This window comes from Enterobacter cloacae complex sp. SHL009 (assembly GCF_049237205.1).
Classification (GTDB): domain Bacteria; phylum Pseudomonadota; class Gammaproteobacteria; order Enterobacterales; family Enterobacteriaceae; genus Enterobacter; species Enterobacter cloacae_M.
Genome location: NZ_JBMKIW010000008.1, coordinates 171,289 through 196,264, shown reverse-complemented (window position 1 = coordinate 196,264; position 24,976 = coordinate 171,289). Strand labels below are relative to the sequence as shown.

The following is a 24,976-nucleotide window of genomic DNA, read 5'->3' as shown; positions in this document are numbered from 1 at the left end:
AAAATTCTGATATAAGTATTTCTGTAGTGTTACAAATTATTTGACTTGTAACGGGGTGAATCTATACATAAAGACTAACTTAGGTAGCGGACATTGATGTTCCACGCTGAGTGATACGCTTCAAAGAGAGGCGGCGTTATGGCAATAGCATGATGGTCTGACGCGTGCTCAAACTCAAAGCGAAAAGGGTTCAGAATCCTGAGAGTATGCTGTATTGAAAGCAGGCACGCCGAAGCCCAGCGTGCCAGAGGAGATCAGCACTCGGTCAGAATCGTGCTCAGCGGCAGGCGAGACTTCGGCAGCGTTGCGTTGAAATCTTCAACGCTGTGATGCCCAACCGGCACCACCACCAGGCTGGTGAAGCCTTTCTCTTTCAGGCCAAATTCTTCGTCGAGAATGGCGGCGTCGAAACCTTCAATCGGTACCGCGTCCAGACCCATCGCGCCTACGCCCAGCAGGAAATTACCGACGTTCAGGTAAACCTGCTTCGCCATCCACTGGTCGTCATCTTTCAGATCCACGCGGTGCATGTCGGCGAAATAGGTGCGGCCCTTGTGGTTTGCGGCTTTGGCTTCCGGCGTGTTGAAACGGCCATCGGCCTCTTCCTGATCCACGACGCGCTCCAGCCAGGCGTCATCCAGCGCGGTTTTCGCGCAGAACACTACCACGTGGGAAGCATCCAGCATTTTACGTTCGTTGAATACATAGGTGCCCGCGGCGGATTTTGCCACGCGCGCTTTTCCTTCCTCGGTACTGGCTACAATGAAGTGCCACGGCTGGGAGTTGGTGCTGGACGGGCTGTACTGCAGCAGGGTTTTGATTTTCTCCGCTTCTTCTGCGGTCAGTTTTTTGGCTGGGTCGAACGCCTTGGTAGAGTGGCGTTTCAGGGCGACAGAAATGATATCCATAACAACTCCTGGTAATGAAATTCGCCCGCTCGCGGGCGCGAAAGGAAAGCAGATTACAGCGGGACGCGGAAAAAGATAAGTGCAATTCGAGCGCTTAATCTGTTCGTCTCAGACGAACAATCAGACCGGCCGGATCCACTTCTGGTCTTTTTTCGGCAGCTTATCGACCACCAGATTCCACGAATCCGCTATCAGGTCGGCGACCAGTTCAGGTGTGATGTCGTCAGTGCCGTAAAGCGAAATCCAGTGTTTTTTATTGAGGTGATAGCCCGGCTCAACGCCGCGGTAAATTTGCTGATTTAACAAGGATTTTTCTGGGTCTGACTTGAGGCTGACGTGCGGTCGTCCGCGTACGGTGGCCATCAGCATAAAAATTTTCCCACCCACCTTAAACACGTCGTACTCGGGGCCGAACGGCCAGCAGTGTTCGGTGAACGGCAGCTCCAGCGCCACGCGTTTTGCATGCTCCTGCAATGCTTTACTGTCCATCGTTCTCTTCCTGGGCAAGCCCGCGCCACATCACCTCAAAGCCGAGCGCTTTAAACTCAACGGCGCGGGACGGATCGCGGGTGGCAAATTCCATCGTGCTTTCGGCCAGCGATAAGAAAAGCGCATCGCCAAACGTTTTAAATTCATCAGACATAAACACCTGACGCACCGAGCGGCGGCAGAGCTCATGCAGCTCCGGGAACATCTCTTTCACCGCCTGTTCCGTTTCGGCGCTCAGCTTTTCACTGACGCCAATCTGGCGGATAGCAGCATGGGCCACGGGGTTACGAATACCCCAGTCCACATAGCTGTTCCAGATATTGCGGGTATGTTCTTTTGGCAGCGTAATGGTGCGATCGAGGTTTGCCAGCATGGCCTGGCAGAGATCCTGCTTCAGGTGCAGATAGAGGGCATTCAGCAGATCGTCTTTGGTAGCAAAGTAGCGGAACAGGGTGCCTTCGGCGACACCCGCCTTGCGGGCAATTAACGCCGTTGAGGCGGCAATACCTGACTGTGCAAACGCCACCGTTGCGGCTTCCAGTAAGGCCTGTTTTTTTATCTTCACTCTTCGGACGTGCCACTAAATTTTTCCCCCTGTCAATTATAAAAACCCTGATTGAAACACGTGCTTTGACACGCTGCAACGCGGAATGTCAAAGATCGAAAACGTCTTGACGACTTTATCATCATATCTATAATGAGTGCTTACTCACTCATAATCAAGTTTACCCCGCGCAAACTATCGGATGGGGCGCGTTTTCGGGTCTGGATATGAAAAAACCTCTCTTCATCTGCGTGGTGTTAATCATGATCATAGCTTCAGCTGCGAGTTTACCGTTTGTTCTGAATGCCGGATTCGGCCAGCCACCGCAGGGTGAGCAGCTCACTGAAGTGGAGGCCTCTCCCCAGTATCGCGACGGGAAATTCCACAATACGCTGCCGACGCCGGGCTATAACGGCGACAAAAATATGCTGGTCGCGACGTGGGATTTTCTGACCAAAAAAACCGAAAACGCGCGACCGGCCCAGCCGCTGCCGCTGGTGAAAACCGATCTTGCGAGCCTGCCGCTGGAGCAGGACACCCTGGTGTGGCTCGGCCACTCCTCGTGGTACCTGCAGCTCGCGGGCAAACGCATCCTGATTGACCCGGTGCTCAGCAACTATGCCGCGCCGTTCTCGTTTCTGAATAAAGCCTTTGCCGGGGAGTATCCGTGGCGCGCTGAAAGCATGCCGGAAATCGACCTGCTGATTATCTCGCACGATCACTACGATCATCTGGATTACGCCACCATCCGGGCGCTACTGCCGAAGGTGAAGCGCGTGGTGACGCCGCTGGGCGTGGGATCCCATCTTCGCTACTGGGGGATGAAGCCAGAGATTATTGCCGAGCGCGACTGGAACCAGTCGGTGCGCATCAGCGATGAACTGACGGTGCATGTTCTGCCGGCGCGCCACTTCTCCGGGCGCGGCATCAAGCGCGATAGAACCCTGTGGGGCAGCTTTATGTTCGTCACGCCAGAGCAGAAGGTTTATTACAGCGGGGATTCCGGCTACGGCCCGCACTTTAAGGCCATCGGCGAGCAGTTTGATGGCGTGGATGTCGCCATCATGGAAAACGGCCAGTACGACCAGGACTGGAAGTACATCCACATGCTCCCGGAGGAAACGGCGCAGGCCTCGGTGGATCTGAACGCGAAAGCCGTGGTGCCCGGGCATAACGGACGCTTCGTGCTGGCGAAACACGCCTGGAACGATCCGCTGATCCAGCTGGCGCGCGCCAGCAAGGACAAAAATTATCGGCTGCTGACGCCGGAACTGGGTGAGCCCGTGCGGGTGAGTGACACCGCGCAAACCTTTCGCGCGTGGTGGGAATAATGTTTAAGCGAGAAGCAGAGGGGGACAGCAGTATGACCATTTCCGCTCAAGTCATCGACACTATCGTCGAATGGATCGACGACAATCTGCACCAGCCATTACGTATAGAAGAGATTGCCCGCCACGCGGGCTACTCGAAGTGGCACCTGCAGCGGCTGTTTATGCAGTACAAAGGGGAGAGCCTGGGGCGCTATATCCGTGAACGCAAGCTGCTGCTGGCGGCGCGCGATCTGCGTGAATCCGACGCCCGGGTGTACGACATCTGCCTGCGTTACGGGTTTGACTCGCAGCAGACGTTTACCCGAATCTTCACCCGCACGTTCAACCAGCCGCCTGGTGCGTACCGCAAGGAGAACCACAGTCGGACGCATTGAACGCAAACCAAAACAAGCCGGGTCAGGCGAAGCCGCCACCCGGCTTTTTTATTGGCTTACGACGCCAGTGAAAACCAGCGGCGCCAGACGAAACGCAGGACGAAGAATTCGATGGCACCCAGCAGTAAAAACCACACGCAGAACAGAATGGTGTAAAGCTGGTTCAGATCGACCATATGAAAGGTCTGAACCAGCTTCTGCGCCAGCACCAGACCCAGCGACGGCGCGGGTAACAGCAGGCAGGAGAGCAGGGCCAGCAATAAAATGCCGCCTGCCGTAAGCAGCGATTCTAACGGGTGTTTCATCGTAATGTTAATCGTCAGTTAAAAATGTCATTGTCCGGCATCCCGGAACGTAAAGCAATATAAACCCGCCCATCCGATTCAGAAAAATAAACGCCGTTATCTGCGCGTTAATCGTAGAAATAAAATAATATTCTGCAGGCAATTAAATTAATATCGTGTTGTGTCAATAAATGTCTGCGTTACGAAAATAATTTTACAAATGTATAAGTGCTATAACCAATTAACGTGGCAATAACAATGGCTGCGATAATGTATAACGCCAGGCGACGCCCGCGATAAATACCAAACATGGATCCTCCTCGTTTAGATTTGGTTTAGAAATATTTTGTAAAAATTGGCTCATCAAAATAGTTTTAAGCAGTTTTGAATAACCGAGAAGTCATTATATTGCGGTAGATCAATTTTACCCGCAAGACTTTAAAATGAATTTATTTATGCCCGAAAGGAATTCAGGCTTCTTTTCACCGGATATTGAAGGAAAAATACGATGACCGAGAAAAAATTATCCCCAAACGTGCCGCCTTCCGGCGGGCTGGCATATCAGCAGACCACAGAGCAGGTGCTTGCTCACATGAAGAGCCAGGCCAGCGGTCTGGACCGTGCAGAGGCGCAGGCGCGTCTGCAAAAACATGGCCCCAATGCGCTGCCGGAGAAAAAAGGCAAGCCTGCCTGGCTGCGTTTTTTGGCCCATTTTAATGATGTCCTGATTTATGTCCTGCTGGCCGCCGCCGTATTAACGGCAATCATGGGCCACTGGGTTGATACGCTGGTTATTCTGGGCGTGGCGGTAATCAATGCTTTAATTGGTCATATCCAGGAAAGCAACGCGGAAAAATCCCTGAAGAGTATTCGCAATATGCTCTCCAGCGAGGCGCGTGTTATTCGTAACGGCAACCACGAAACGATACCTACAACTGAAATAGTCCCGGGCGATATTATTGTATTACGCGCGGGAGATCGTATTCCGGCGGATATGCGTTTAATCGAAGCGCATAATTTACGCGTGGAAGAGGCGATTCTGACCGGTGAATCCACCGTGGTGGATAAACACGTTAATCCGCTGAGCGGTGAACTGCCGCTGGGCGATCGGACCAATATGGTCTTCTCCGGGACGACCGTAAGCGCGGGCGGCGGCGTAGGCGTGGTCACCGCGACCGGTAAGGATACGGAGCTTGGCCACATCAACCAGATGATGGCGGGCATCGAAAAGCACCGCACGCCGCTGCTGGTGCAGATGGACAAGCTGGGTAAAGCGATCTTCGCCATTATCCTGGCGATGATGGCCGCGCTGTTTGTCTTCAGCCTGGCGTTCCGCGAGATCCCGATGGGCGAGCTGCTGCTCTCCCTGATTAGCCTGGCGGTGGCCTCCGTGCCGGAAGGCCTGCCGGCGATTATCTCCATCATCCTCTCCCTGGGCGTGCAGGCGATGGCGCGCAAGCGGGCAATTATCCGCAAGCTGCCGACGGTGGAAACCCTGGGCGCGATGACCGTGGTCTGCTCGGATAAAACCGGCACCCTGACCATGAACGAGATGACGGTCAAAGCCATTATCACCGCTGACGCCTGCTACCGCGTGGACGGCAACAGCTACGAGCCGGTAGGCAATATCTACCTGGAAGGCAGCGATGAGCCGGTCCACATCCAGCCGGGCGCCGTGCTGGAGCAGTACCTGCGCACCATCGACCTGTGTAACGACAGCCAGCTGATCCAGGACGAGCGCGGCCTGTGGGGCATCACCGGTGGGCCGACCGAGGGCGCGCTGAAGGTGCTGGCGGCGAAGGCCAGCCTTGAGCCGGTCATGACCACGCTGGTTAACAAGATCCCGTTCGACTCGCAGTACAAGTACATGAGCACCCACTACCAGATTGGCGGTGAGGAGCAGATCCTGATCACCGGCGCGCCGGACGTGATTTTCGCCCTGTGCAACGAGCAGCAGACCCGCAACGGCGTGGAAGCCTTCAACCGCGCGTACTGGGAAAGCGAGATGGAGCGCTATGCGCGTCAGGGGCTGCGCATGGTCGCCGCGGCGTTCAAGCCGGCGAACGGTGAGCAGGAACTGACGCACGACGACCTGAGCCACGGCCTGATCTTCCTCGGTATCGCCGGGATGATGGATCCGCCGCGTCCGGAAGCCATTGATGCGATTAACGCCTGCCAGCAGGCGGGGATCCGCGTGAAGATGATCACCGGGGATCACCCGCAGACGGCGATGAGCATCGGCAAGATGCTGGGGATCACCAACAGCGAGCAGGCGGTCACCGGCTACGAGCTGGAGAAAATGGACGACGCCGCGCTGGCGGAAGCGGCGGTGAAGTATGACATCTTCGCCCGTACCAGCCCGGAGCATAAGCTGCGCCTGGTGAAAGCGCTGCAGGACAAAGGCGAAATCGTCGGCATGACCGGTGACGGCGTGAACGATGCCCCGGCGCTGCGTCAGGCTGACGTCGGCATCGCGATGGGCATCAAGGGCACGGAAGTGACCAAAGAGGCGGCGGACATGGTCCTGACGGACGATAACTTCGCCACCATCGCCAGCGCGGTGAAAGAGGGGCGTCGCGTTTACGACAACCTGAAGAAGACCATCCTGTTCATCATGCCGACCAACCTCGCGCAGGGTCTGCTGATTGTGATTGCGCTGCTGGCGGGGAACATCATTCCGCTGACGCCGGTGCTGATTCTGTGGATGAACATGGCCACCTCCGCCACGCTCTCCTTCGGCCTGGCCTTTGAGGCCGCCGAGCGCAACATCATGCGCCGTCCGCCGCGTCAGACCGGGCAGCACGTGATGGACGCCTACGCCGTGTGGCGCGTGGCCTTCGTCGGCACCATGATTGCCATTGCCGCCTTTGCGCTGGAAGCCTGGCTGGCCCCGCGCGGCCACAGCGCGGAGTTCATCCGCACCGTGCTGCTGCAGATGCTGGTCTGCGCCCAGTGGGTGTACATGATTAACTGCCGCAACACCGAAGGGTTCTCCCTGAACCGCGGCCTGCTGGCGAATAAAGGGATCTGGCTGGTGACGGGCGTGCTGTTCCTGCTCCAGGCGGCGATTATCTACCTGCCGTTGATGCAGATGTTGTTCGGCACCGAAGTGCTGCCGCTGCGCTACTGGTTTGTGACTCTGGCGGTGGCGGGCGTGATGTTCTTCGTCGTCGAAGTCGAGAAGCGACTGACCCGCAGGTTCCGTCAGGCTGCATAACCTTTTGCCCTCACCCTAACCCTCTCCCACAGGGAGAGGGGACTCTGACCTCCCTCTCCCTGTGGGAGAGGGCCGGGGTGAGGGGAGAAACAACGCTGAGGTACTCCCATGAAACTCCCACTCCTGTTCGCACTTCTCGCCTGCACCCTGCAACCCGTATTCGCCGCCGCCATCCCCGTTCGCGTCGCCACCGTGGAGCAGACCGCCCACGCCGCCGAGCGCCAGATCCCTGGCCGCATCGAAGCCATCCACACCGTTGAGCTGCGCGCGCGTACCGAAGGCGCGATCGCCAAAATCCACTTCCGCGACGGGCAGTACGTGAAAAAAGGCGACCTGCTGTTCGAGCTGGACGACGCCGAGCCGCGCGCCGCCCTGCGCCTGGCGCAGGCCGAGGTAAGAAGCGCCGAAGCCACGCTGCGCCAGGCGCAGCAGCAGCTTTCCCGCTTTGAAAGCCTGGGCAGCAGCAACGCCATCAGCCGTCACGACGTGGACAACGCCCGCATGCAGCGGGACGTGGCGAGCGCCGCGCTGGAGCAGGCCAAAGCCCGGCTCGAAACCCGTAATGTCACTCTGAACTACACCCGCATCACCTCGCCGATCGACGGTCGCGTGGGGCACAGCCGGTTCCACGTCGGCAGCCTGGTCAACCCTGCCAGCGGCGTGCTGGTGGAGGTGGTGCAGCTCGATCCCATCCGCATCGCCTTTGCTCTGGAAGAGGGCGCATTTGCCACTAAAGCCGGACAGCATGCGGATATCAGCGCCATGAAGCAGGCCTGGCAGGCGTTCATTGACAGCAACGGCCAGCGCGTCAGCGGCGAGCTCACCTCAGTGGACAACCGCATCGATCCGCGCACCGCCAGCGTGATGCTGCGCGCCGAGTTTGCCAACCCGCGCCATCAGCTGTTGCCCGGCGGCAGCGTGAACGTGACGCTGCGCCCGGCCAGCGAGCTGTCGGTTCTGACCCTACCCGCGGCGGCGGTCCAGCAGAACGGCGACGGGTTCTTTGCCTGGGTGGTTAACGCCGACGGAAAAGCCGAAATGCGGCCGCTGAAGATCGCCGGACAGATCGGCCAGCAGTTCCGGATCACCTCCGGCGTGAAGTCCGGTGAGCGAGCGATTACTGACGGCGCGCAGCGCGTGCAGCCCGGCGCTGCCGTCCAGATACTGAATTAAGGAGCCATCATGCTGACGTTTTTCATCAAACGCCCGCGCTTCGCGATGGTGATTGCGCTGGTCATCTCCCTGGTGGGGGCCATTGCGCTGAGGATTATCCCGGTGGAGCAGTACCCGCAGATCGCGCCGCCGGTGGTGAATGTGTCTGCCAGCTGGCCGGGCGCCAGCTCGGCTGACGTGGCGGAGGCTATCGCCACGCCGCTGGAGACCCAGCTGAACGGCGTGGATCACATGCTCTACATGGAGTCCACCAGCTCGGACGAAGGCACTTACAGCCTGAACATTACCTTTGCGGCGGGCACCGATCCGGACCTCGCCGCCATCGACGTGCAGAACCGCGTGGCGCAGGCCGTGGCGCAGCTCCCGACCGAGGCACAGCAAAACGGCGTGCAGGTGCGCAAGCGCGCCACCAACCTGATGATGGGGGTAAGTCTTTACTCACCGAACAACACCCATACGCCGCTGTTCGTCAGCAACTTCGCCAGCACCCAGGTGCGCGAGGCGCTGTCCCGCCTGCCGGGCGTCGGGCAGGTTCAGATGTTTGGCGCGCGCGACTACAGTATGCGCATCTGGCTGCGTCCGGACCGCATGAACGCCCTGAACGTCACCACCGACGACGTGGCGCAGGCGCTGCGCGAGCAGAACGTGCAGGGGGCGGCAGGCCAGGTCGGTACGCCGCCGGTGTTTAACGGCCAGCAGCAGACCTTGACCATCAACGGCCTGGGACGCTTAAGCCAGGCCGAAGACTTTGCCGATATCATCATCCGCGCGGGCGAGATGGGCCAGCTGGTGCGTCTGAAGGACGTCGCAACCATCGAGCTCGGCTCGCGAAGCTACAGCTCCGGCGCGCAGCTGAACGGGCACGACTCCGCCTATCTCGGCATCTACCCGACGCCGTCCGCCAACGCCCTGCGCGTGGCCGACGCGGTGCGCGCGGAGCTGGAACGCCTCTCGACGCGCTTCCCGGACGACCTGGTCTACGAGGTGAAATTCGACACCACCTCATTTGTTGCGGCCACGATTAAAGAGATCGGCGTCTCGCTGGCGCTCACCCTGCTGGCGGTTGTGGTGGTCGTTTCCCTGTTCCTGCAAAGCTGGCGCGCGACGCTGATTGTCGCGCTCGCCATTCCGGTATCGCTGGTGGGCACCTTCGCTGTGCTCTACACGCTCGGCTACTCCGCCAACACCCTCAGCCTGTTTGCCATTATTCTGGCGCTGACCATGGTGGTGGATGACGCCATCGTGGTGGTGGAGAGCGTCGAAACGCTGATGGCGGAAGGGCAGAGCCGCACGGCGGCGACCGCGCTGGCGCTGCGCCAGATCGCCGGGCCGGTCATCGCCACGACGCTGGTGCTGCTGGCGGTGTTTGTGCCGGTAGCGCTCCTGCCGGGGATTGTCGGCGAGCTGTACCGCCAGTTTGCGGTGACGCTCTCGACTGCCGTGACGCTCTCAAGCCTGGTGGCGCTGACCCTGACGCCCGCCCTGTGCGCGATGCTGCTGCGTCAGCGCCCGGCGCAGCCCGCGGCGATTTTCCGTGGGTTCAACCGGGGGCTGGAGGCCACGCGTGGCGTCTACACCCGCATCGTGACTATCTTCAACCTTCGCCCGTGGCTGGCGCTGCTGGCCACCGCAGGCGCGGCGGCCGTGGTGGCGTTCAGCTTTACGTCGATGCCTAAAAGCTTCCTGCCGCAGGAGGATCAGGGCTACTTCTTTGCCAGCGTTCAGCTGCCAGAGGCGGCCTCGCTGGAGCGCACCGAAGCGGTGATGAACACGGCACGCGAACTCATCGCTAAAAATCCGGCGGTTGAAGACGTGATTCAGGTCTCCGGATTTAACATTCTCAACGGCACCAGCGCCTCCAACGGCGGGTTTATCTCCATCATGCTCAAAGACTGGAGCGAGCGTCCGCCGCTGGATGAGGTGATGGGTACCCTGCAGCGCCAGCTGCTGGCCCTGCCGGAAGCGACCATCATGACCTTCGCGCCGCCGACGCTGCCGGGGCTGGGCAACGCCTCCGGCTTCGACCTGCGCATACAGGCGCAGGCGGGGCAGAGCCCGGCAGAGCTGGAGCGCGTGACGCGTGAAGTGCTGGCGAAAGCCAACCAGCATCCGCAGCTGAGCCGCGTGTTCACCACCTGGAGCAGCAACGTGCCGCAGCTGACGCTGACCGTTGACCGCGAGCGCGCCGCGCGCCTCGACGTGCCGGTGTCGCGCATCTTCAGCAGCCTGCAAACCGCCTTTGGCGGCACGCGCGCCGGGGATTTCAGCGTCAACAACCGCGTCTACCACGTAGTGATGCAGAACGAGATGCAGTGGCGCGAGCGCGCCGAGCAGATCGGCGAGCTGTTCGTGCGCAGCAACAGCGGCGAGCGGGTGCGCCTGAGCAACCTCGTCACCATTACGCCGACCGTCGGCGCGCCTTTCCTGCAGCAGTACAACCAGTTCCCGTCCGTGTCGGTGAGCGGCTCGGCGGCGGAAGGAGTGAGCAGCAGCACCGCGATGGCGGCGATGGGCGAGATTCTGGCGGAAAACTTGCCGGCCGGGTACGACTATGCCTGGAGCGGCATGTCGTATCAGGAGCAGCAGACCGGCAATCAGGCGATATGGATTGTGCTGGCGGCGGTGGTGATGGCGTGGCTGTTCCTCGTTGCCCAGTACGAGAGCTGGACGCTCCCGGCGAGCGTGATGCTCTCGGTGCTTTTCGCCATCGGCGGGGCGCTGGTCTGGCTGTGGTTGGCGGGCTACGCCAACGACGTGTACGTGCAGATTGGTCTGGTGCTATTGATAGCCCTTGCCGCCAAGAACGCGATCCTGATCGTGGAGTTCGCCCGCGCGCGGCGCATGGACGGAATGGCGATTGTCGACGCCGCGCGGGAAGGGGCATCGCGCCGCTTCCGCGCGGTGATGATGACCGCCGTGTCGTTCATTATCGGCGTATTGCCGATGATGCTGGCGACCGGGGCGGGTGCCCAGAGCCGCCGCATCATCGGCACCACGGTGTTCAGCGGCATGCTGGTGGCGACCGTGGTGGGGATCCTGTTTATCCCGGCGCTTTTTGTGCTGTTCCAGCGTCTGCGCGAGTGGGGCCACGGCCTTACGGACTCGTCGCCCACAGCTCGCAGTGCTTCTGAACCAGAGAAATCAGCGAGCCGCCGTCGGCGATAAACTCCCGCATGCGCTGCGCCTCGCTCTTACCCTGCTTTAACAGCAGGGCAATTTCATTGACTGCGCTCGTCGCGCCGACCTTCTCGGCCGACGGCGCAACCTGCTCCAGCAGCCACGCAATGTCTTCCGCCACGGTTTTGTGCTCGCCGGTGTGCACGTCCGTCAGGATCCCTTCCAACCCGTAGCGACAGGCCTGAAAACGGTTAAAGCGGTACAGCAGAAAATCTTTTTCCTGATGCTTATAGGGCCGCGCGGTCAGCAGCCAGTGCGAGGTCGCCTGGATAAGCCCGGCGATGTTAATGGCGTGGCCGAGCGTCAGCGGCGTATCCATCACCCGCACCTCGACGGTGCCGAAGTGCGGGCTGGGGCGGATGTCCCAGTGCAGATCCTTAATGCTGTCGATCATGCTGGTGGAACTCAGGCGGCGGAACAGCCCCTCGAACTCCTGCCAGCTGTTGACCCACGGCATCTGGCCGTTATCAGGAAATCCCGAGAAGATGTTGAGCCGCGACGAGGCGAATTTCGTGTCCGTGCCCTGCATATACGGCGAGGCGGCCGCCAGGGCGATAAAGTGCGGCACGAAGCGCGACAGGCCGTGCAGCAGGTAAATCGCGTCGTCCCCGGTCCGGCAGCCGACGTGCACGTGCTGGCCGAATACCGTCGCCTGCAAAATCAGGTAGCCAAAGCGCTCCAGCGTGACGTTATAGCGCTCGTCGTCGCACACCTCCTGACGCTGCCACTTCTGGAACGGGTGCGTCCCGCCGCCGCAGATCTGGATATGCTGCTCTGCCGCCGCGCGCAGGATGCTCTGCTGCATCACCGAGAACTGCGCCGCCGCCTGGTCGATGTTCTGGCATACGCCGGTGGCGATTTCGAGCATGCTTTCGGTGATGTCGTGTTTGACCTCGCCGCCTTTGATGTCGCCTTTGACGGCGGCGATAAGCGCGGAGGAGTCCTGGCTCAGATCATAGCCCGGCGGGTTAACCACCTGCAGTTCGAGTTCGATGCCGAGGGTGAAGGGTTCAGAGGACTTGAAATCGGGTAAAGGCATGGCGCACTCCGTTGTCTGTTGTGTGTTGAGTATAGACAACGACGTGGCGCTCACTTTTCAGGATGGTATAACTGTTAGCAGGCTTAGCGAAAAGGGGAGTTAACCATGTCTGACAATCCAACCATTGCGCTGATTGGGCCTGGCGCAATTGGGACCACCATCGCAGCGGTGCTGCATGACGCCGGGCGCACGCCGCTGCTGTGCGGGCGCACCGCGCATCCGGAATTACGCCTGCGCCATGACGAGGGGGAAACGGTGGTGCCCGGTCCGGTATTAACCGATCAGGCCGTCATCACGCGCCCCGTCGATCTCGTTTTTGTGGCGGTAAAAACGACGCAAAATGCCGACAGCGCCGGGTGGCTGCGGGCCCTGTGCGATGAAAATACGGTGGTCTGCGCCCTGCAAAACGGCGTGGAGCAAAAAGCGCAGCTTGAGCCTTTGGTCAGTGGCGCAACGGTGCTGCCGTCGGTAGTCTGGTTCCCGGCGCAGCGCGAGCCGGATGCCTCAGTGTGGCTGCGCGCCAAACCGCGCCTGACGCTGCCGGACGTACCGCAGGCGCAGCGGGTGGTGCAGGCGCTTCACGGAACGCGCTGTGAAGTTGAGCTCTCGGCAGATTTCCCTACCGTCGCCTGGCGCAAGCTGCTGCAAAACGCGGTCGCCGGGCTGATGGTGCTCGCCAATCGCCGCGCCGGAATGTTCAGGCGCGAGGATATTAGCGAACTTTCGCTGGCCTACCTGCGCGAGGGGCTGGCCGTCGCCCGCGCCGAAGGGGCGAAGCTGAACGATGACGTGGCGCAGGAGATTCTGGCGAACTTTCAGCGCGCGCCCGTGGACCTGGGTACGTCGATTCTGGCTGACCGTCAGGCGGATCGCCCGATGGAGTGGGATATCCGCAACGGCGTCATCCAGCGCTACGGCCGCAAACACGGCATTGCGGTGCCCATCAGCGACGTGGTGGTACCGCTGCTGGCGGCGGGGAGCGAGGGGCCGGGTTAACGGTTACTGTTTTTCCGTTCGGCAAAGTAATGGGCGGGCGTGCTGCCCATCGCTTTTCTGAACATGGTGATAAACGCGTTCACCGATTCGTACCCGAGCGTTGTCGCCACGTTCTGGACGGGCACGCCGCTTGCCAGCTCCCGCAGGGCAATAATCAAATGCAGCTGCTGGCGCCATCGCCCGAAGCTCAGCCCGGTTTCGCGCTGCATCAGGCGGGCAAACGAGCGCTCGCTGAGGGCGAGCCGTTTCGCCCACTCCTTCAGGGTGCCTCTGTCCTCAGGGCGGCTGACCAGCGCGTCCGCCATGGCGCGAATTTTCGGATCGGTTGAGACCGGCAGGCTTAGCTTCTGCTGCGGCATGCTGGCGAGCTCGTCAAGCGTGACCCGGGTCAGCCTCGCGACGTGGCCGTCGGCGGGATAATCCACGCTTTCGCGCGTCAGACGATCGACCAGCTCCTTAATCAGCGGCGAGATCGCCAGCGTGCAGCATTTTTCCGGCAGCGCCGCCGCGCCGGGCTCAATAAACAGATAGTTGAGATGCGCGTTCCAGGTTGCTTTGGCGCTGTGCGGGATCCCGCCGGGGATCCAGACGGCGCAGTCCGGCGGCACAATCCAGATATCATTCTCCGCGTAACAGCTGACCGCACCGTATCGGGCAATAATCAGCTGCCCCTTGCGGTGGGTATGCACCGGCACTTCCGCGGCGTAGTCCATGAAGTCCAGATGACGCGCCACCGCCGGGCTGGCGGTAGAGTCGGGGTCATACAGCGTAGTAGCAGGTTGAGGCTTCACGATTATGGCAACATTTAGGTATTTTTTGACAGAATAGAGTATTTAAGCGGGTCTGCAAGCCGGTAATAATCCCGGCATGAATAAAATCTTCTCACTTCACGTGCACATCCCCGCCGCGCTGCGAAACGATGCGGGCGCGCTGATCTATTCCGCGAAGAGTTTTGCCGCGGCGATGCTGGCTTATTACCTCGCGCTGTCGATCGGTCTTGAGCGTCCCTCGTGGGCCATTATTACGGTTTACATCGTGTCGCAGACGTCGGTCGGAGCATCGCTGAGCAGAAGCCTCTACCGGCTGGCCGGTACCGTGGCGGGTGCCAGCGCGACCGTTGTGATTGTGCCTGCCTTCGCGAATACGCCAGTCCTGTGCAGCGCGGTGCTGACGGGCTGGATCGTATTCTGCCTGTGGCTCTCCCTGCTGGAACGCACGCCCCGGGCTTACGCCTTTGTGCTGGCAGGCTACACCGCGAGCCTGATTGGTTTTCCGGCGGTGTCCGATCCCGGCGGCATCTTTAACGTTGCCATTGTCCGCGTGCAGGAGATCGCGATTGGGATTTTCTGCGCGGCGCTGATCCACCGCTACGTGCTGCCCGCGCGCGTATCAGGCCAGTTCAACGCTAAATTATCCCAGACGCTACAGGCCGCGCGCGGGCGGGTGGCGGATACCTTAGCGGGCAAACCCGACGCGGCTTCCGGCCCCCTGCATCTGGCCCTGGCGCTGCAGTTCCTGCAGGGCATCAGCCACCATATTCCGTATGATTTTGCCCTTTCAGCCCCGGTGCGGCAGGCCAGAAAAGCGATTCACGACCGGCTGGCGCGGCTGGTTATCGTCAACTGTGAACTGCACGATCGCCTGCCAGCGATCGAAACCCTGCCCGCCGACGTGCTGGCATTGCTGGGCGACGTTCAGGCCTGGCTGGCCGCTGAAGGCGCTGATGCCAGCAGTACGGCAGAGTCGCTGCGGCTCCGCTGTGCGCTTCTCATCGATCGGTATGCCGCGCAGGCGCAGACGTTTGACGACGCGCTGCAGGTCAGCTTTATCCGCTACCTCTCGGAGGCGGTCGCGCTTCTGCAGCAGTGCGAACGTCTTTCCGGGGCCATCCACCATGCAAAACCCGTATTTGGGGAGATGCAAACCCGCGCGGCGAAAGGGTACGTTTTCCACCGCGATCCTCTTACCGCCGCCCGCACGGCGATGGGGGCTTTTGCCATCATCCTGAGCGGCTGTCTGGTCTGGATCTTCTCGGCGTGGCCGGATGGCGGCACGGCGGTGTCTATTCTGGGGGTCTGCTGCACGCTGTTTGGCAGCTTCGATACCCCGGCGCCGCACATCGTGAAATACATCATTGGCTCGTTCTGGGGCGTGGTCATTAGCCTGTTCTACAGCTTTGCGCTGCTGCCGCTGGTAAGCGATTTCCCGGTGCTGGTGGCGGTGCTTGCCCCGGCGTATCTGCTGGCTGGGTCGCTTCAGGCGCGCCCGCCCACCACGTTTATGGCGATGGGGATCACCCTGACGCTGCCCATTCTGTGCGAGCTGGGGGCGCACTACAGCGGAGACTTCGCCGTTGCGGCCAACACTGCCATTGCGCTCTTTGCCGCGACCGGCTTTGCCGTCATCAGCATGAGCCTGCTGCAAACCGTGCAGGCGGATGGCGCCATCACGCGTCTGCTGAACCTCTGCCAGCGCGACATTCGGCGCAGCGTGAAGGGCACGCTGCGGGTTGATGAAACGCACTGGATCAACCTGATGATGGACCGAACCGCCCTGTTGCTGCCGCGCCTGCAGCGCAGCGCGCGCGCGCCGGAGCAGGCGCTCGATCGGCTGCTGCACGCGCTGCGCCTGGGGCTGTCTGTCATGCATTTACGCCGCAGTGACGCACCGCCCGGCAGGGAGGTTGACGCGCTTTTTCATCGGATAAACGCCGCGGACCGCCACGCCTTGCGCGAACGCATTGCCGCCCTTATCGCGCGCAATCTGCCTGCGGCAGATGAGCATACGCGCCAGTTGGTCTTCAGGCTGGTGGATCTGCACTGTGCATTACGGGGGCCAGACCATGGTTAACGATCTCAATCTCGGCGGGGTTTTTATTCCGGGGCTGCTGATGGTCGCCCTCGCGGCGCTGGTCTGCACGCTGGGCCTCGTCGCGCTTTTCTCTCTCAGCAGGCTCTACCGGCGCTTGCCGTTTCGCCCGCTGATGGATGTTTCAACCTGGATTGTCACCTTTTTCCTGCTGATGCAGGGCCTGACCGCGTTGGGGTTATTGTCATGAAATCACTGCTCTCTTTACTGGCTCGCTATGCGCTGACGTTGAGCGTCGTCGCGGCGGCCACGCTTCTGGCCTTTATGATGTGGAAACACTACGCGCAAACGCCGTGGACCCGCGACGGCCGCGTGCGGGCGGACGTGGTGCAGATTGCGCCGGACGTCTCCGGGCCCGTCATCAGCGTGGCCGTGCGGGACAATCAGTGGGTGAACCGGGGCGATGTGCTTTACGTCATCGATCCGCGCTGGCTTAAGCTGGCGGTGGTCAGCGCGCAGGCTGATGTGGAATCGAAACGCCATGAGATGCTGATGCGCCAGGACGCGGCCCATCGCCGCACCCTGATTAAAAACGCCATCTCGAGCGAGGATTTGCAGCAAACCGGCAGCGCGGCGAACGTCGCGGCGGCCAATTATCACGGCGCGCTGGCCGCGCTGGATCTGGCAGAGCTGAATCTGGCGCACGCCACAGTGCGCGCGCCGGTCTCGGGGTACGTCACGCACCTGCGGCTTCGCCCCGGCGACTACGCGACGGCGGGGGAGACGAAGGTCGCCATCGTCGATGCGCACAGCTTCTGGGTGGTGGGGTACTTTGAGGAGACCAAGCTGCGCCATATTCGCGTCGGGGATGCCGCGCAGGTGGTGCTGATGGGCTACGAGCCGGTCATCACGGGTCACGTGGAGAGCATCGGGCATGGGATCGGGGACAGCAACGATGAGGCGGGCGGGCTGGGCCTGCCCGACGTCGAGCCCACCTTTAGCTGGGTGCGGCTGGCGCAGCGCGTACCGGTGCGCATTCATATCGACAGGCTGCCGGAGGGCGTTGAGCTGGTGGCGGGGCTGTCGGCGAGCGTGGCGGTGGGGCAATAATCTGGGGATAGTCAGCCTTAAACACATATGCGAAACTTACCGCTTCTGAAAAAATGTGGTGGGACCCGCTCAATGTCAGAACAACATTCGCAGTGCCTGTTCAGTGAAGGACAGATCACCTTTCCTGAGGGTTATCAGGATCGTACCGTCAACGTATTCGCGCCGCCTGCAGCGGATTCGCCGGCGTTCAACATCTCCCGCGATGCCCTCAATCCCGGCGAAGCGCTTGCCGCGTATATCGATCGCCAGCTCGCCCTGATGGCAAAACACATCAAGGCCTGGAAGCAGGGTGAGCGCAGCGCCGCTACGCTTGGCGACAACCTTTCACAGGGTGAAATTGTCCATGCCAGCTACCTGCGCGACGGGAAACGCATCTGGCAGCAGCAGGCCGTCTTTAATACCAACAGCGATAAAGTCCTGGTCTTCACCATGACCTGCACCCGCGCGCCGGGCGATGCTGACGGCGCGCTGTTTGGCGAACTTCTCAGGAGCTTCCGCTTCCACCATTAACACCAGGGACCGTTGTTATGTTTGAAGCAGCACGCGTTGGTGATGATATCGGCCACTCCGGTGCGCTGGCCGGGATGATTGCCGGAACGATTGTCGGTGGCCTGATTGCCGCCGCCGGGGGCATTCTGGCAGGGGCCATGTTTATTGCCGGTCTCGGCGCATCCTGTCTTGGCGTGGGCGTCCTGCTCGTCGGCGCCAGCCTGGCCGTGGGGTATTATACCGGGGAGCTGGCGACCGCCGCCCGGGACAGCATCGCGGACGCCGGGGCATCCAGCATGACGAAGAAAGGCGTCATCACCTCCGGCTCGCCGAACGTGTTTATCAACGGTAAACCCGCCGCGCTTGCCACCGATAGCATCGTCGACTGTTCTGACGATGGCTCGCAGCAGATGGCCGAAGGCTCTAAGCGCGTCTCCATTAACAGCCAGCCTGCGTCCCGCATCGGGGATCGCACCACCTGCGACGCGAAGGTGATGACCGGCTCGGACAACGTCTTCATCGGCGGCGATCCGCAGCAAACCCTGCCCATTCAGTCTGAAGTGCCCGAGTGGCTCTATAAAGTCTCCGATCTTACCCTGCTGTTCGCCGGGCTTCTCGGCGGCTGGGGCGGCGCCGCTGGCAAAGTCGGGGCGCTCTCTAAGCTGCTGGGCAAAATCCCCGGTATCAACAAGCTGGCCCGTATCGCCTGCCGCGCCGGCACGCTGATGACCGGCGTAGCGGCCGCGGGGATCATCGCCCGTCCGGTGGATATCGTCAGCGGACAGAAGTTTCTCAGCGGGGATGATGAGCTCGATTTCGTTCTGCCGTCACGCTTGCCGGTGCGCTGGCAGCGCTACTGGCGCAGCGGCAACCCCGGCGACAGCGTGCTGGGCCGCGGCTGGAGCCTGTTCTGGGAAAGCCGCCTGGAGCCGTATCAGGACGGCCTGGTGTGGCGCGCGCCGTCCGGCGATTACGTCGCCTTCCCGAAGGTCCCGAAAGGTCTGCGCAGCTACTGCGAAAGCGAAAAAAACTGGCTTGAACATCACCAGGACGACAGCTGGTCGGTGTATGACGTCAGCGGCGAGCGCTGGCACTATGCGCCGCTGCGGGAGGATGCCCCGTCGCTGCTCCAGCGCATCTCAGAACCCTGCGGCAACGATATCCTCTTCGAGTGGAACGCGGATAATACCCTGCATGCCCTGACCGACAGCGCGGGCCAGCGCGTGGTCTGCCGCTACGACCGCGACAGGCTCACCGGCGCCTGGCTGGATGACGAGATCTGCCTGGTCAGTTACGCTTATGATGAACAGCGCCAGCTGGTCTCCGTGACCGGCCGGGGCGGTAGCGTGCGCCGACGCTTCCGCTGGCAGGACGGGCTGATGAGCGCCCACGAGGACGCCAACGGCCTGCTGAGCGAATACCGCTGGCGGGAGATTGACGGCCTGCCGCGTGTGGTCGGTTTTCGCCACAGCGGCGGCGAACAGCTGACGTTCGAATACGATTTTGATAACGGCACCCGCCGCGCGACCCGCGAAGACGGCGCGCAGGCGCACTGGCTGGTGGATGACGACGACAACGTCGCGCGCTTCACGGATTACGACGGCCGCCAGACGACGTTTGTTTACCGCGACGGCGAGCTCTGCGACGTCATTCTGCCGGGCGGCGCAATGCGCCGCAGCACGTGGGACAAATACGGCCGCATGACCAGCGAGACGGACCCGGCGGGCCGCCGCACAGAGTATTACTGGTATCGTCTGACCGACCGCATCACCCGGACGGTCTACCCGGACGGTACCTCATCGCAGGCCATGTACGACCTTCGCGGTCGCCTGCTGTCGGAAACGGATCCGACCGGTAGCACCACCGCGTATCACTATCCCGATGAGGAAGAAAACCTGCCGGAGAGCATCACCGATGCCCTCGGCGGCGTGGTACGTCTGGTCTGGAACATCCAGGGGCTGCTGACACAGCGCACCGACTGCTCCGGCAGCGTCACCCGCTTCACCTACGACCGCTTTGGGCAGCTGATTGCCAGCGAGGATGCGGAAGGGAATATCACGCGTCGGGAGTGGAACAACGCCGGGCTGCTGAGCGCCGTGATCCATCCGGACGGCAGCCGCGAGTCGCTGGTGTGGAACGAACGCGGCCAGCTCACGGGCTGGCGCGACCCGCTGGAAAGCGAGGTGAGCTGGGCCTATAACGCGCTCGGCCTCCCGGTCAGCCTTACCGACCGTATTGGCCGCGTGCGCCAGTGGCGCTACGACCCACGCGGTAACCTGCTGCGCCTTGATAATGGCAACGGGGCGGAATACCGCTTCACCTACGACGCCGTGGGCCGCCCGCTCAGCGAAACGCGCCCTGACGAGACCGTGCGCCATATGGAATGGGATGCGCGAGGGTTCCTCTGCGCGCTCGAAGAAAACGGCCGACCTGCCGCCGACGGCGGTATTGCCCGCCGCGTCCAGCAGTTCAGCTATGACGACAGCGGGCTGCTGATCGGGCGCACTCAGCGCCACGCGGAGTACCGCTACTTCCGCGACCTGAGCGGCCAGATTACCCGCATCCGCCGTACGCCGACGGCGGAAGGCGTTGCCCTGGGTATCGAAAGCGATGAGATCGCTTACCGCCACGACGCCGCCGGGCGCATGCTGAGCGAGTCCGGCATTAACGGCGCGGTGGGTTACGAATGGGATGCCCTGAGCAACCTGACCGGCCTGACACTGCCCGGTGAGCAAAAGCTGGCCTGGCTGCACTACGGCTCCGGCCACGTCAGCGCCATCCGCTTCGGGAAGCAGCTGGTGACCGAGTTCACCCGCGACCACCTGCACCGCGAGGTGCGCCGCACCCAGGGCGCGCGCGAGCAGATTCGCCAGTATGACAGTCTCGGCAGACGCACCCTGCAGCGCAGCGAATTGAGCACGGACGTTACCCTGCCGGAGCAGGCGATACTGGAACGCCTTTACCGCTACACCGCGCGCGGCGAGCTTTCTGGCGTCAGCGACACCCTGCGCGGTGAGGTGGATTACGGCTACGACGCCGAAGGGCGTCTGCTGAAGCACTACGAGGCCCGACAGGGGCACAGCCGCGCGCAGTTCAGCTACGACGCTGCGGATAACCTCGCCGCCAATGACGATGCGGTACCGGTCACGGATAACCGCCTGCAGCACTGGCAGGCGCTGTTTATGAAATACGACCACTGGGGCAACCTGGTCAGCCGCCGCACCGGGCTGTATGAACAGCATTATGCGTATGACGCCGAGAACCGTCTGGTGTCAGCCCGGGGAACCGGGCCGGAAGGACGGTTTGAGGCGCGCTATCACTACGACGCGCTGGGCCGCCGTACCCGCAAAATCGTCACCACGACGCACGGCACTACCAACACCCACTTCCTGTGGCAGGGCTACCGTCTGCTGCAGGAGCAGCAGGAGAGCGGGCTGTGCAGCACGTATATTTACGACCCGAATGAAGCCTGGAGCCCGCTGGCGCGGGTGGATCATCTCCGTGACCAGAGCAGCGGTGAGATTTACTGGTTCAACACCGACCTGAACGGCGCGCCGCTGGAGGTCACAGACGAGTGCGGCGCGGTGCGCTGGAGCGGCCAGTTCGACAGCTTTGGCGAGGTACGCCACCAGAGCGAAGGGTTCTCACGGGTTGTGAACCGTACGGCGATGCCACACCAGCCGCTTCGCTATGCCGGGCAGTACGCTGACGGTGAAACGGGATTGCACTATAACCTGTTCCGCTACTACGACCCGCAGGTCGGGCGGTTTATTGTGCAGGACCCGATTGGGTTGAATGGTGGGTGGAACCTTTATCAGTATGCGCCAAATCCGTTGGGGTGGATTGATCCGTGGGGACTCTCTGCGCAAGGTTTAGTTCGTTATAAACCAGATCCCACCCTTAGCGCGCAACCGGGAGCTAGGGCGACAGCAATAAGCCGAGCATGGGGAGAAGAAAGGGAACTAGTTGCGGCTGGTGGTGGAAGCCGAGACTGGACGGCCGCTGAACGCGAAGTAATATTAAGCACAAAAAATAATCGCCAATTATCGTCGGTTATGTCCGAAATGGGTTATACAGGCCATCATATCAATAGTGTGAAAGGTAATGGTGTTCTGGGAGGGAAATGGCAAGGTGATCCAAGGAATATTGTATTTCTCCAGAATGCTAATCATCCAAGCGGCTATGATGAGCATTTACATGGTCTACAAGGTCACCGTGGCAGCTATGAGACTCCAGGTAAAGGACGATTGATAGACCGTAATCTTACCCGTAAGAATTTGAAGAGCTGTCAATAATATCAATGAATATGCTGAATGTGAGGTATTGTTATGAGTGAAATTGAAGAGTCTTTAAAAAAACTTGTTGCTGTTTGCAAAAAATTTTCGCTGTCAGGGAATTTTAATACAATCAATGACTTGGATAATGCTTTCCCGTCCAGCTTACCTCGTTCAACAGATGTTGATTACTTATATAAAAATTATAATCCTGAAAAGTTAAAGATTGAAACAGGCTTCACGCCAATTAAAATTCATTCTGTCAGTGAGCTCTCGAAGGCTCAAAGTGGTTATGAATACTTACCAAACAATTATCTTGTTTTTGGTGATGATTTAGGTGGAGGTAAACCTATAATTGCGGTTATCGATGAAGGGAATACCTCTGTCTATGCTAGTTATGATGTAATTGAACCATTTAAAATAGCTGGCAGTCTCTCTGGATTTATATTTTCATTAGCTGAGCTTATTGATTTGGTATATGGTCAATACGATATCTTTGATATAGCAGATGATAATGACGAAGTGAAAGATGACTTTATTGATGAGTTGCGGAATAGAATTGTGCCTCTTATCGGTAATGAAAGTTTTAATGCATTCTATGATTATTTTTATGGCTAGGGCACATGTTTTTTTATTTAGATAAATGAATGGAATATGCCGGAAACCATTAAGTTCCGGCTTTAATTACTACCATCGATTTTTCCATAATAGAGGTGGAGTATCTAAGATCACTAGGTCATGACCTTAGCAAGGAGAGCTTATGCCTATTTCATATGGTAAACCTGCAAATAAAGATGAAATTAAGGTTTTGGAGAGAAAATTCAAAATCAGTTTACCTGAAGATTATAAAGAATTTCTCAGGTTGAAAAATGGCTTTGTTGTAAAATCTCCGGATTTTTGTGAGTTGGAGTATGAAGGTGTCGATGACGGGGTTATCGCTTTTTATGCCCTTTTTGGAATAAATATGAAAAATCCAAACCACGACATTTTTCGTCAAAATGAAAATTTTTTAAATGAACTTGATTTCATTGATGATAAGTTAATTATTGGTGATGATCCTGGAGGTAACTTTTACCTTATATTAAATGGCAGTGAAAGCCAAGGTGTGTATTATTGGGACAGAACACATCTACATGCTGAGGATGATATCCAAGAGTTTGAGATCGCTGAGCAAAATGAGTGCGGCAATATCTATAAAATTACTAATGGCTTTACTGAATTTTACAAGAAAATATGTGAGACATCTCTTGATGCAGGAATGAATGTAACTGTTGATTTATGATATTTCAAAATAAAGCCATAATCAGAATATGATCATGGCTTATTTTTTTTACATTTAGATGTTAGTAAATAGATAAACAGTAATAAACAGAATGTCAGATATGCTTGTATTTTACCATTGGTAATAATGCCATTGCATAGAAAAAAGGCATTACACAGAAAGCGGCTCAAAATTTGTTAAGGGAAAAAATGCACACTCCACATTATCTGATTGCGAATACCATAATTCTTCTGCCGAGAGAGCTTCACGCCAATGTGCCCCATATTGGCTACGAATCAGATATATGGAGGAAAGAACATTGTTGAAAAAATTAGAGCGCTTTGGAGCGAAATCGACAATATTACCATTAGATGAACTGAAAAATATTTTAAATACATTAGAAGCATCAACAGGGCCAATTCCTGAAAGTTATCGTGCCTATTTACTTCATTTTGGCGTTTCTGTTCTTTTTGAGGTAAATGTTGTTTTCAAAGCGTTACAACCATCTCCATGGTCTGATGAGCAAGGAACTGATACGCTTGAGTCTTTATACGGTCTTGCAGAATCGGGTAAAGAATATACTGTCTTTGAAATGGCTGATACATACCGGAATGATTTTCGCGATCAATGGTTACCGATAGGAGCCTCGTCTGGTGATAATCAAATTTGTCTTTGTCTCAAGGGAGGTATGTCGGGAGAGATTTGGTTTTGGGATCACGAGTCTGATCCAATATTCAATGATTCAGTAGTGACCTCCGGGCTGACGAAAATAACAAACTCCTTCGATGAGTTTGTTGATATGCTTACTGCTCAGGATGATAAAATAGATGCATCAGGAGTAGTTAAAGTCGATCTTGATTTTTAATAAAAGTGTACTTGCGTTGATCCTGGCGAAGCCCATCTATTGCTGTAAGGTGGGTGTAGCTGGTGCAGCATATCACAGCATCAACAGCCGCTTCGCTATGCCGGAAATATATACTTTACCTTTTAAAAATAGCAATCTATAAAAATTGGTGCGGGTACTATCTTAGGTTACTCTTAGGATACCAGCCATCTTAATGAACGCCAGACTTACGATAAAATCTGTCAGGAGCAAAATGATGCAAGATAAGGAGAACTGATGAGTAATGTTAAAAATTTTATTGCAGCGTGTATTAACTGCTATGAAGAAAATGATGTCTTCACCATCGGAATAGGGGATGACAGTCATGATCCAAAAAATTTTATCATAATCGGACGATTCGACGAAGATGAATTACCCGTTAACGAATGCATTGGATTTCAGAGTGAGTCAACGGAATATGAGTTAACAGACTCTATTCGTTCTGTTCAGCTCACTGAAGACAAACTTGTGATCGTGCTTAATGAAGATGTCGCAAAAAAAATTGGAATCAGAGAATATCACGTGGTCATTCCTGCAGCAAAAGATTCTAAAACGCTTGGAAAGTATTTGAGGGAAGTGTTTGATGACAGTGATGTGCCTCTACAATTACCGTAAGGTT

Annotated in this window: 20 protein-coding genes and 1 pseudogene; 15 read left to right on the top strand and 6 right to left on the bottom strand. The window is 58.4% G+C overall.

The window, feature by feature from the left end; genetic code table 11:
- Window positions 1-254 precede the first annotated feature (254 nt).
- The 3 genes and pseudogenes from nfsB to ACOTZC_RS18140 form a co-directional block, all read right to left on the bottom strand.
- Window positions 255-908: an oxygen-insensitive NAD(P)H nitroreductase gene (nfsB, locus tag ACOTZC_RS18150; RefSeq protein WP_045620355.1), complete on the bottom strand. Its 654-nt coding sequence runs from the start codon at window positions 906-908 to the stop codon at window positions 255-257.
- Between the two features lie 120 nt (window positions 909-1,028).
- Complete coding sequence (locus tag ACOTZC_RS18145) at window positions 1,029-1,397, bottom strand: MmcQ/YjbR family DNA-binding protein (RefSeq protein ID WP_023310662.1); 369 nt, start codon at window positions 1,395-1,397, stop codon at window positions 1,029-1,031.
- A pseudogene (locus ACOTZC_RS18140) lies at window positions 1,387-1,978 on the bottom strand (TetR/AcrR family transcriptional regulator). The gene ACOTZC_RS18145 and the pseudogene ACOTZC_RS18140 overlap by 11 nt, the downstream one beginning before the upstream one ends.
- Before the next feature lie 190 nt (window positions 1,979-2,168).
- Between ACOTZC_RS18140 and ACOTZC_RS18135 the strand changes: the two are divergent.
- Window positions 2,169-3,272 carry an MBL fold metallo-hydrolase gene (locus ACOTZC_RS18135; protein ID WP_322407849.1) on the top strand — a complete coding sequence of 368 codons (1,104 nt, stop codon included), beginning with the start codon at window positions 2,169-2,171 and terminating at the stop codon, window positions 3,270-3,272.
- A 32-nt stretch (window positions 3,273-3,304) separates the two neighbouring features.
- Complete coding sequence (locus tag ACOTZC_RS18130; RefSeq protein WP_047650664.1) at window positions 3,305-3,646, top strand: RamA family antibiotic efflux transcriptional regulator; 342 nt, start codon at window positions 3,305-3,307, stop codon at window positions 3,644-3,646.
- Between the two features lie 56 nt (window positions 3,647-3,702).
- Here ACOTZC_RS18130 and ACOTZC_RS18125 read toward each other — a convergent pair whose 3' ends face one another.
- Window positions 3,703-3,951: a DUF1158 domain-containing protein gene (locus ACOTZC_RS18125; protein ID WP_013097677.1), complete on the bottom strand. Its 249-nt coding sequence runs from the start codon at window positions 3,949-3,951 to the stop codon at window positions 3,703-3,705.
- A gap of 487 nt (window positions 3,952-4,438) precedes the next feature.
- Here ACOTZC_RS18125 and ACOTZC_RS18120 point away from each other — a divergent pair, with 487 nt between their 5' ends.
- The 3 genes from ACOTZC_RS18120 (at window position 4,439) to ACOTZC_RS18110 (ending at window position 11,485) form a co-directional block, all read left to right on the top strand.
- Window positions 4,439-7,147, top strand: a complete 2,709-nt coding sequence (locus ACOTZC_RS18120; protein ID WP_421635911.1) for a cation-transporting P-type ATPase — start codon at window positions 4,439-4,441, stop codon at window positions 7,145-7,147.
- Window positions 7,148-7,255: 108 nt separating this feature from the next.
- The gene (locus tag ACOTZC_RS18115) at window positions 7,256-8,320 is read left to right on the top strand and encodes an efflux RND transporter periplasmic adaptor subunit (protein ID WP_063408944.1); all 1,065 of its coding nucleotides are present in this window, start codon (window positions 7,256-7,258) and stop codon (window positions 8,318-8,320) included.
- A gap of 9 nt (window positions 8,321-8,329) precedes the next feature.
- Entirely contained in the window at window positions 8,330-11,485 is a 3,156-nt protein-coding gene (locus tag ACOTZC_RS18110; protein WP_421635910.1) for an efflux RND transporter permease subunit, read from the top strand.
- Here the strand turns inward: ACOTZC_RS18110 and ACOTZC_RS18105 are convergent.
- Window positions 11,415-12,536 carry a YbdK family carboxylate-amine ligase gene (locus ACOTZC_RS18105; protein WP_421635909.1) on the bottom strand — a complete coding sequence of 374 codons (1,122 nt, stop codon included), beginning with the start codon at window positions 12,534-12,536 and terminating at the stop codon, window positions 11,415-11,417. The genes ACOTZC_RS18110 and ACOTZC_RS18105 overlap by 71 nt on opposite strands.
- 105 nt (window positions 12,537-12,641) lie before the next feature.
- Between ACOTZC_RS18105 and ACOTZC_RS18100 the strand changes: the two genes are divergently transcribed.
- The gene (locus ACOTZC_RS18100) at window positions 12,642-13,532 is read left to right on the top strand and encodes an oxidoreductase (protein WP_421635908.1); all 891 of its coding nucleotides are present in this window, start codon (window positions 12,642-12,644) and stop codon (window positions 13,530-13,532) included.
- Here ACOTZC_RS18100 and ACOTZC_RS18095 read toward each other — a convergent pair.
- Window positions 13,529-14,323 (bottom strand): AraC family transcriptional regulator, encoded by a 795-nt coding sequence (locus ACOTZC_RS18095; RefSeq protein WP_047174634.1) that lies wholly within the window; start codon window positions 14,321-14,323, stop codon window positions 13,529-13,531. The two genes, ACOTZC_RS18100 and ACOTZC_RS18095, sit on opposite strands and share 4 nt — an antisense overlap.
- 76 nt (window positions 14,324-14,399) lie before the next feature.
- On the opposite strand from ACOTZC_RS18095, the gene ACOTZC_RS18090 reads away from it, so the two are divergent.
- The 9 genes from ACOTZC_RS18090 to ACOTZC_RS18050 all read left to right on the top strand — a co-directional run bounded on the left by ACOTZC_RS18090 (window position 14,400) and on the right by ACOTZC_RS18050 (window position 24,972).
- Window positions 14,400-16,382, top strand: coding sequence for an FUSC family protein (locus tag ACOTZC_RS18090; RefSeq protein ID WP_163353537.1), 1,983 nt, complete (start codon window positions 14,400-14,402; stop codon window positions 16,380-16,382).
- A complete protein-coding gene (locus ACOTZC_RS18085; RefSeq protein ID WP_045401979.1) occupies window positions 16,375-16,590 on the top strand; it encodes a DUF1656 domain-containing protein in 216 nt (71 codons plus the stop codon). Before ACOTZC_RS18090 ends, ACOTZC_RS18085 begins: the two co-directional genes overlap by 8 nt.
- Window positions 16,587-17,450 carry an HlyD family secretion protein gene (locus ACOTZC_RS18080; RefSeq protein ID WP_126302923.1) on the top strand — a complete coding sequence of 288 codons (864 nt, stop codon included), beginning with the start codon at window positions 16,587-16,589 and terminating at the stop codon, window positions 17,448-17,450. Before ACOTZC_RS18085 ends, ACOTZC_RS18080 begins: the two co-directional genes overlap by 4 nt.
- Window positions 17,451-17,522: 72 nt before the next feature.
- Window positions 17,523-17,960: a DcrB-related protein gene (locus ACOTZC_RS18075; protein ID WP_023619098.1), complete on the top strand. Its 438-nt coding sequence runs from the start codon at window positions 17,523-17,525 to the stop codon at window positions 17,958-17,960.
- Between the two features lie 17 nt (window positions 17,961-17,977).
- Window positions 17,978-22,234, top strand: a complete 4,257-nt coding sequence (locus ACOTZC_RS18070; RefSeq protein ID WP_239632058.1) for an RHS repeat-associated core domain-containing protein — start codon at window positions 17,978-17,980, stop codon at window positions 22,232-22,234.
- Window positions 22,235-22,267: 33 nt separating this feature from the next.
- Window positions 22,268-22,831: a hypothetical protein gene (locus ACOTZC_RS18065; RefSeq protein ID WP_421635907.1), complete on the top strand. Its 564-nt coding sequence runs from the start codon at window positions 22,268-22,270 to the stop codon at window positions 22,829-22,831.
- Window positions 22,832-22,973: 142 nt separating this feature from the next.
- Window positions 22,974-23,495 carry an SMI1/KNR4 family protein gene (locus ACOTZC_RS18060; protein ID WP_239632060.1) on the top strand — a complete coding sequence of 174 codons (522 nt, stop codon included), beginning with the start codon at window positions 22,974-22,976 and terminating at the stop codon, window positions 23,493-23,495.
- Window positions 23,496-23,793: 298 nt separating this feature from the next.
- Complete coding sequence (locus tag ACOTZC_RS18055; RefSeq protein WP_421635906.1) at window positions 23,794-24,339, top strand: SMI1/KNR4 family protein; 546 nt, start codon at window positions 23,794-23,796, stop codon at window positions 24,337-24,339.
- 255 nt (window positions 24,340-24,594) lie between these two features.
- Window positions 24,595-24,972: an Imm10 family immunity protein gene (locus ACOTZC_RS18050; protein ID WP_125366171.1), complete on the top strand. Its 378-nt coding sequence runs from the start codon at window positions 24,595-24,597 to the stop codon at window positions 24,970-24,972.
- Window positions 24,973-24,976: the final 4 nt, after the last annotated feature.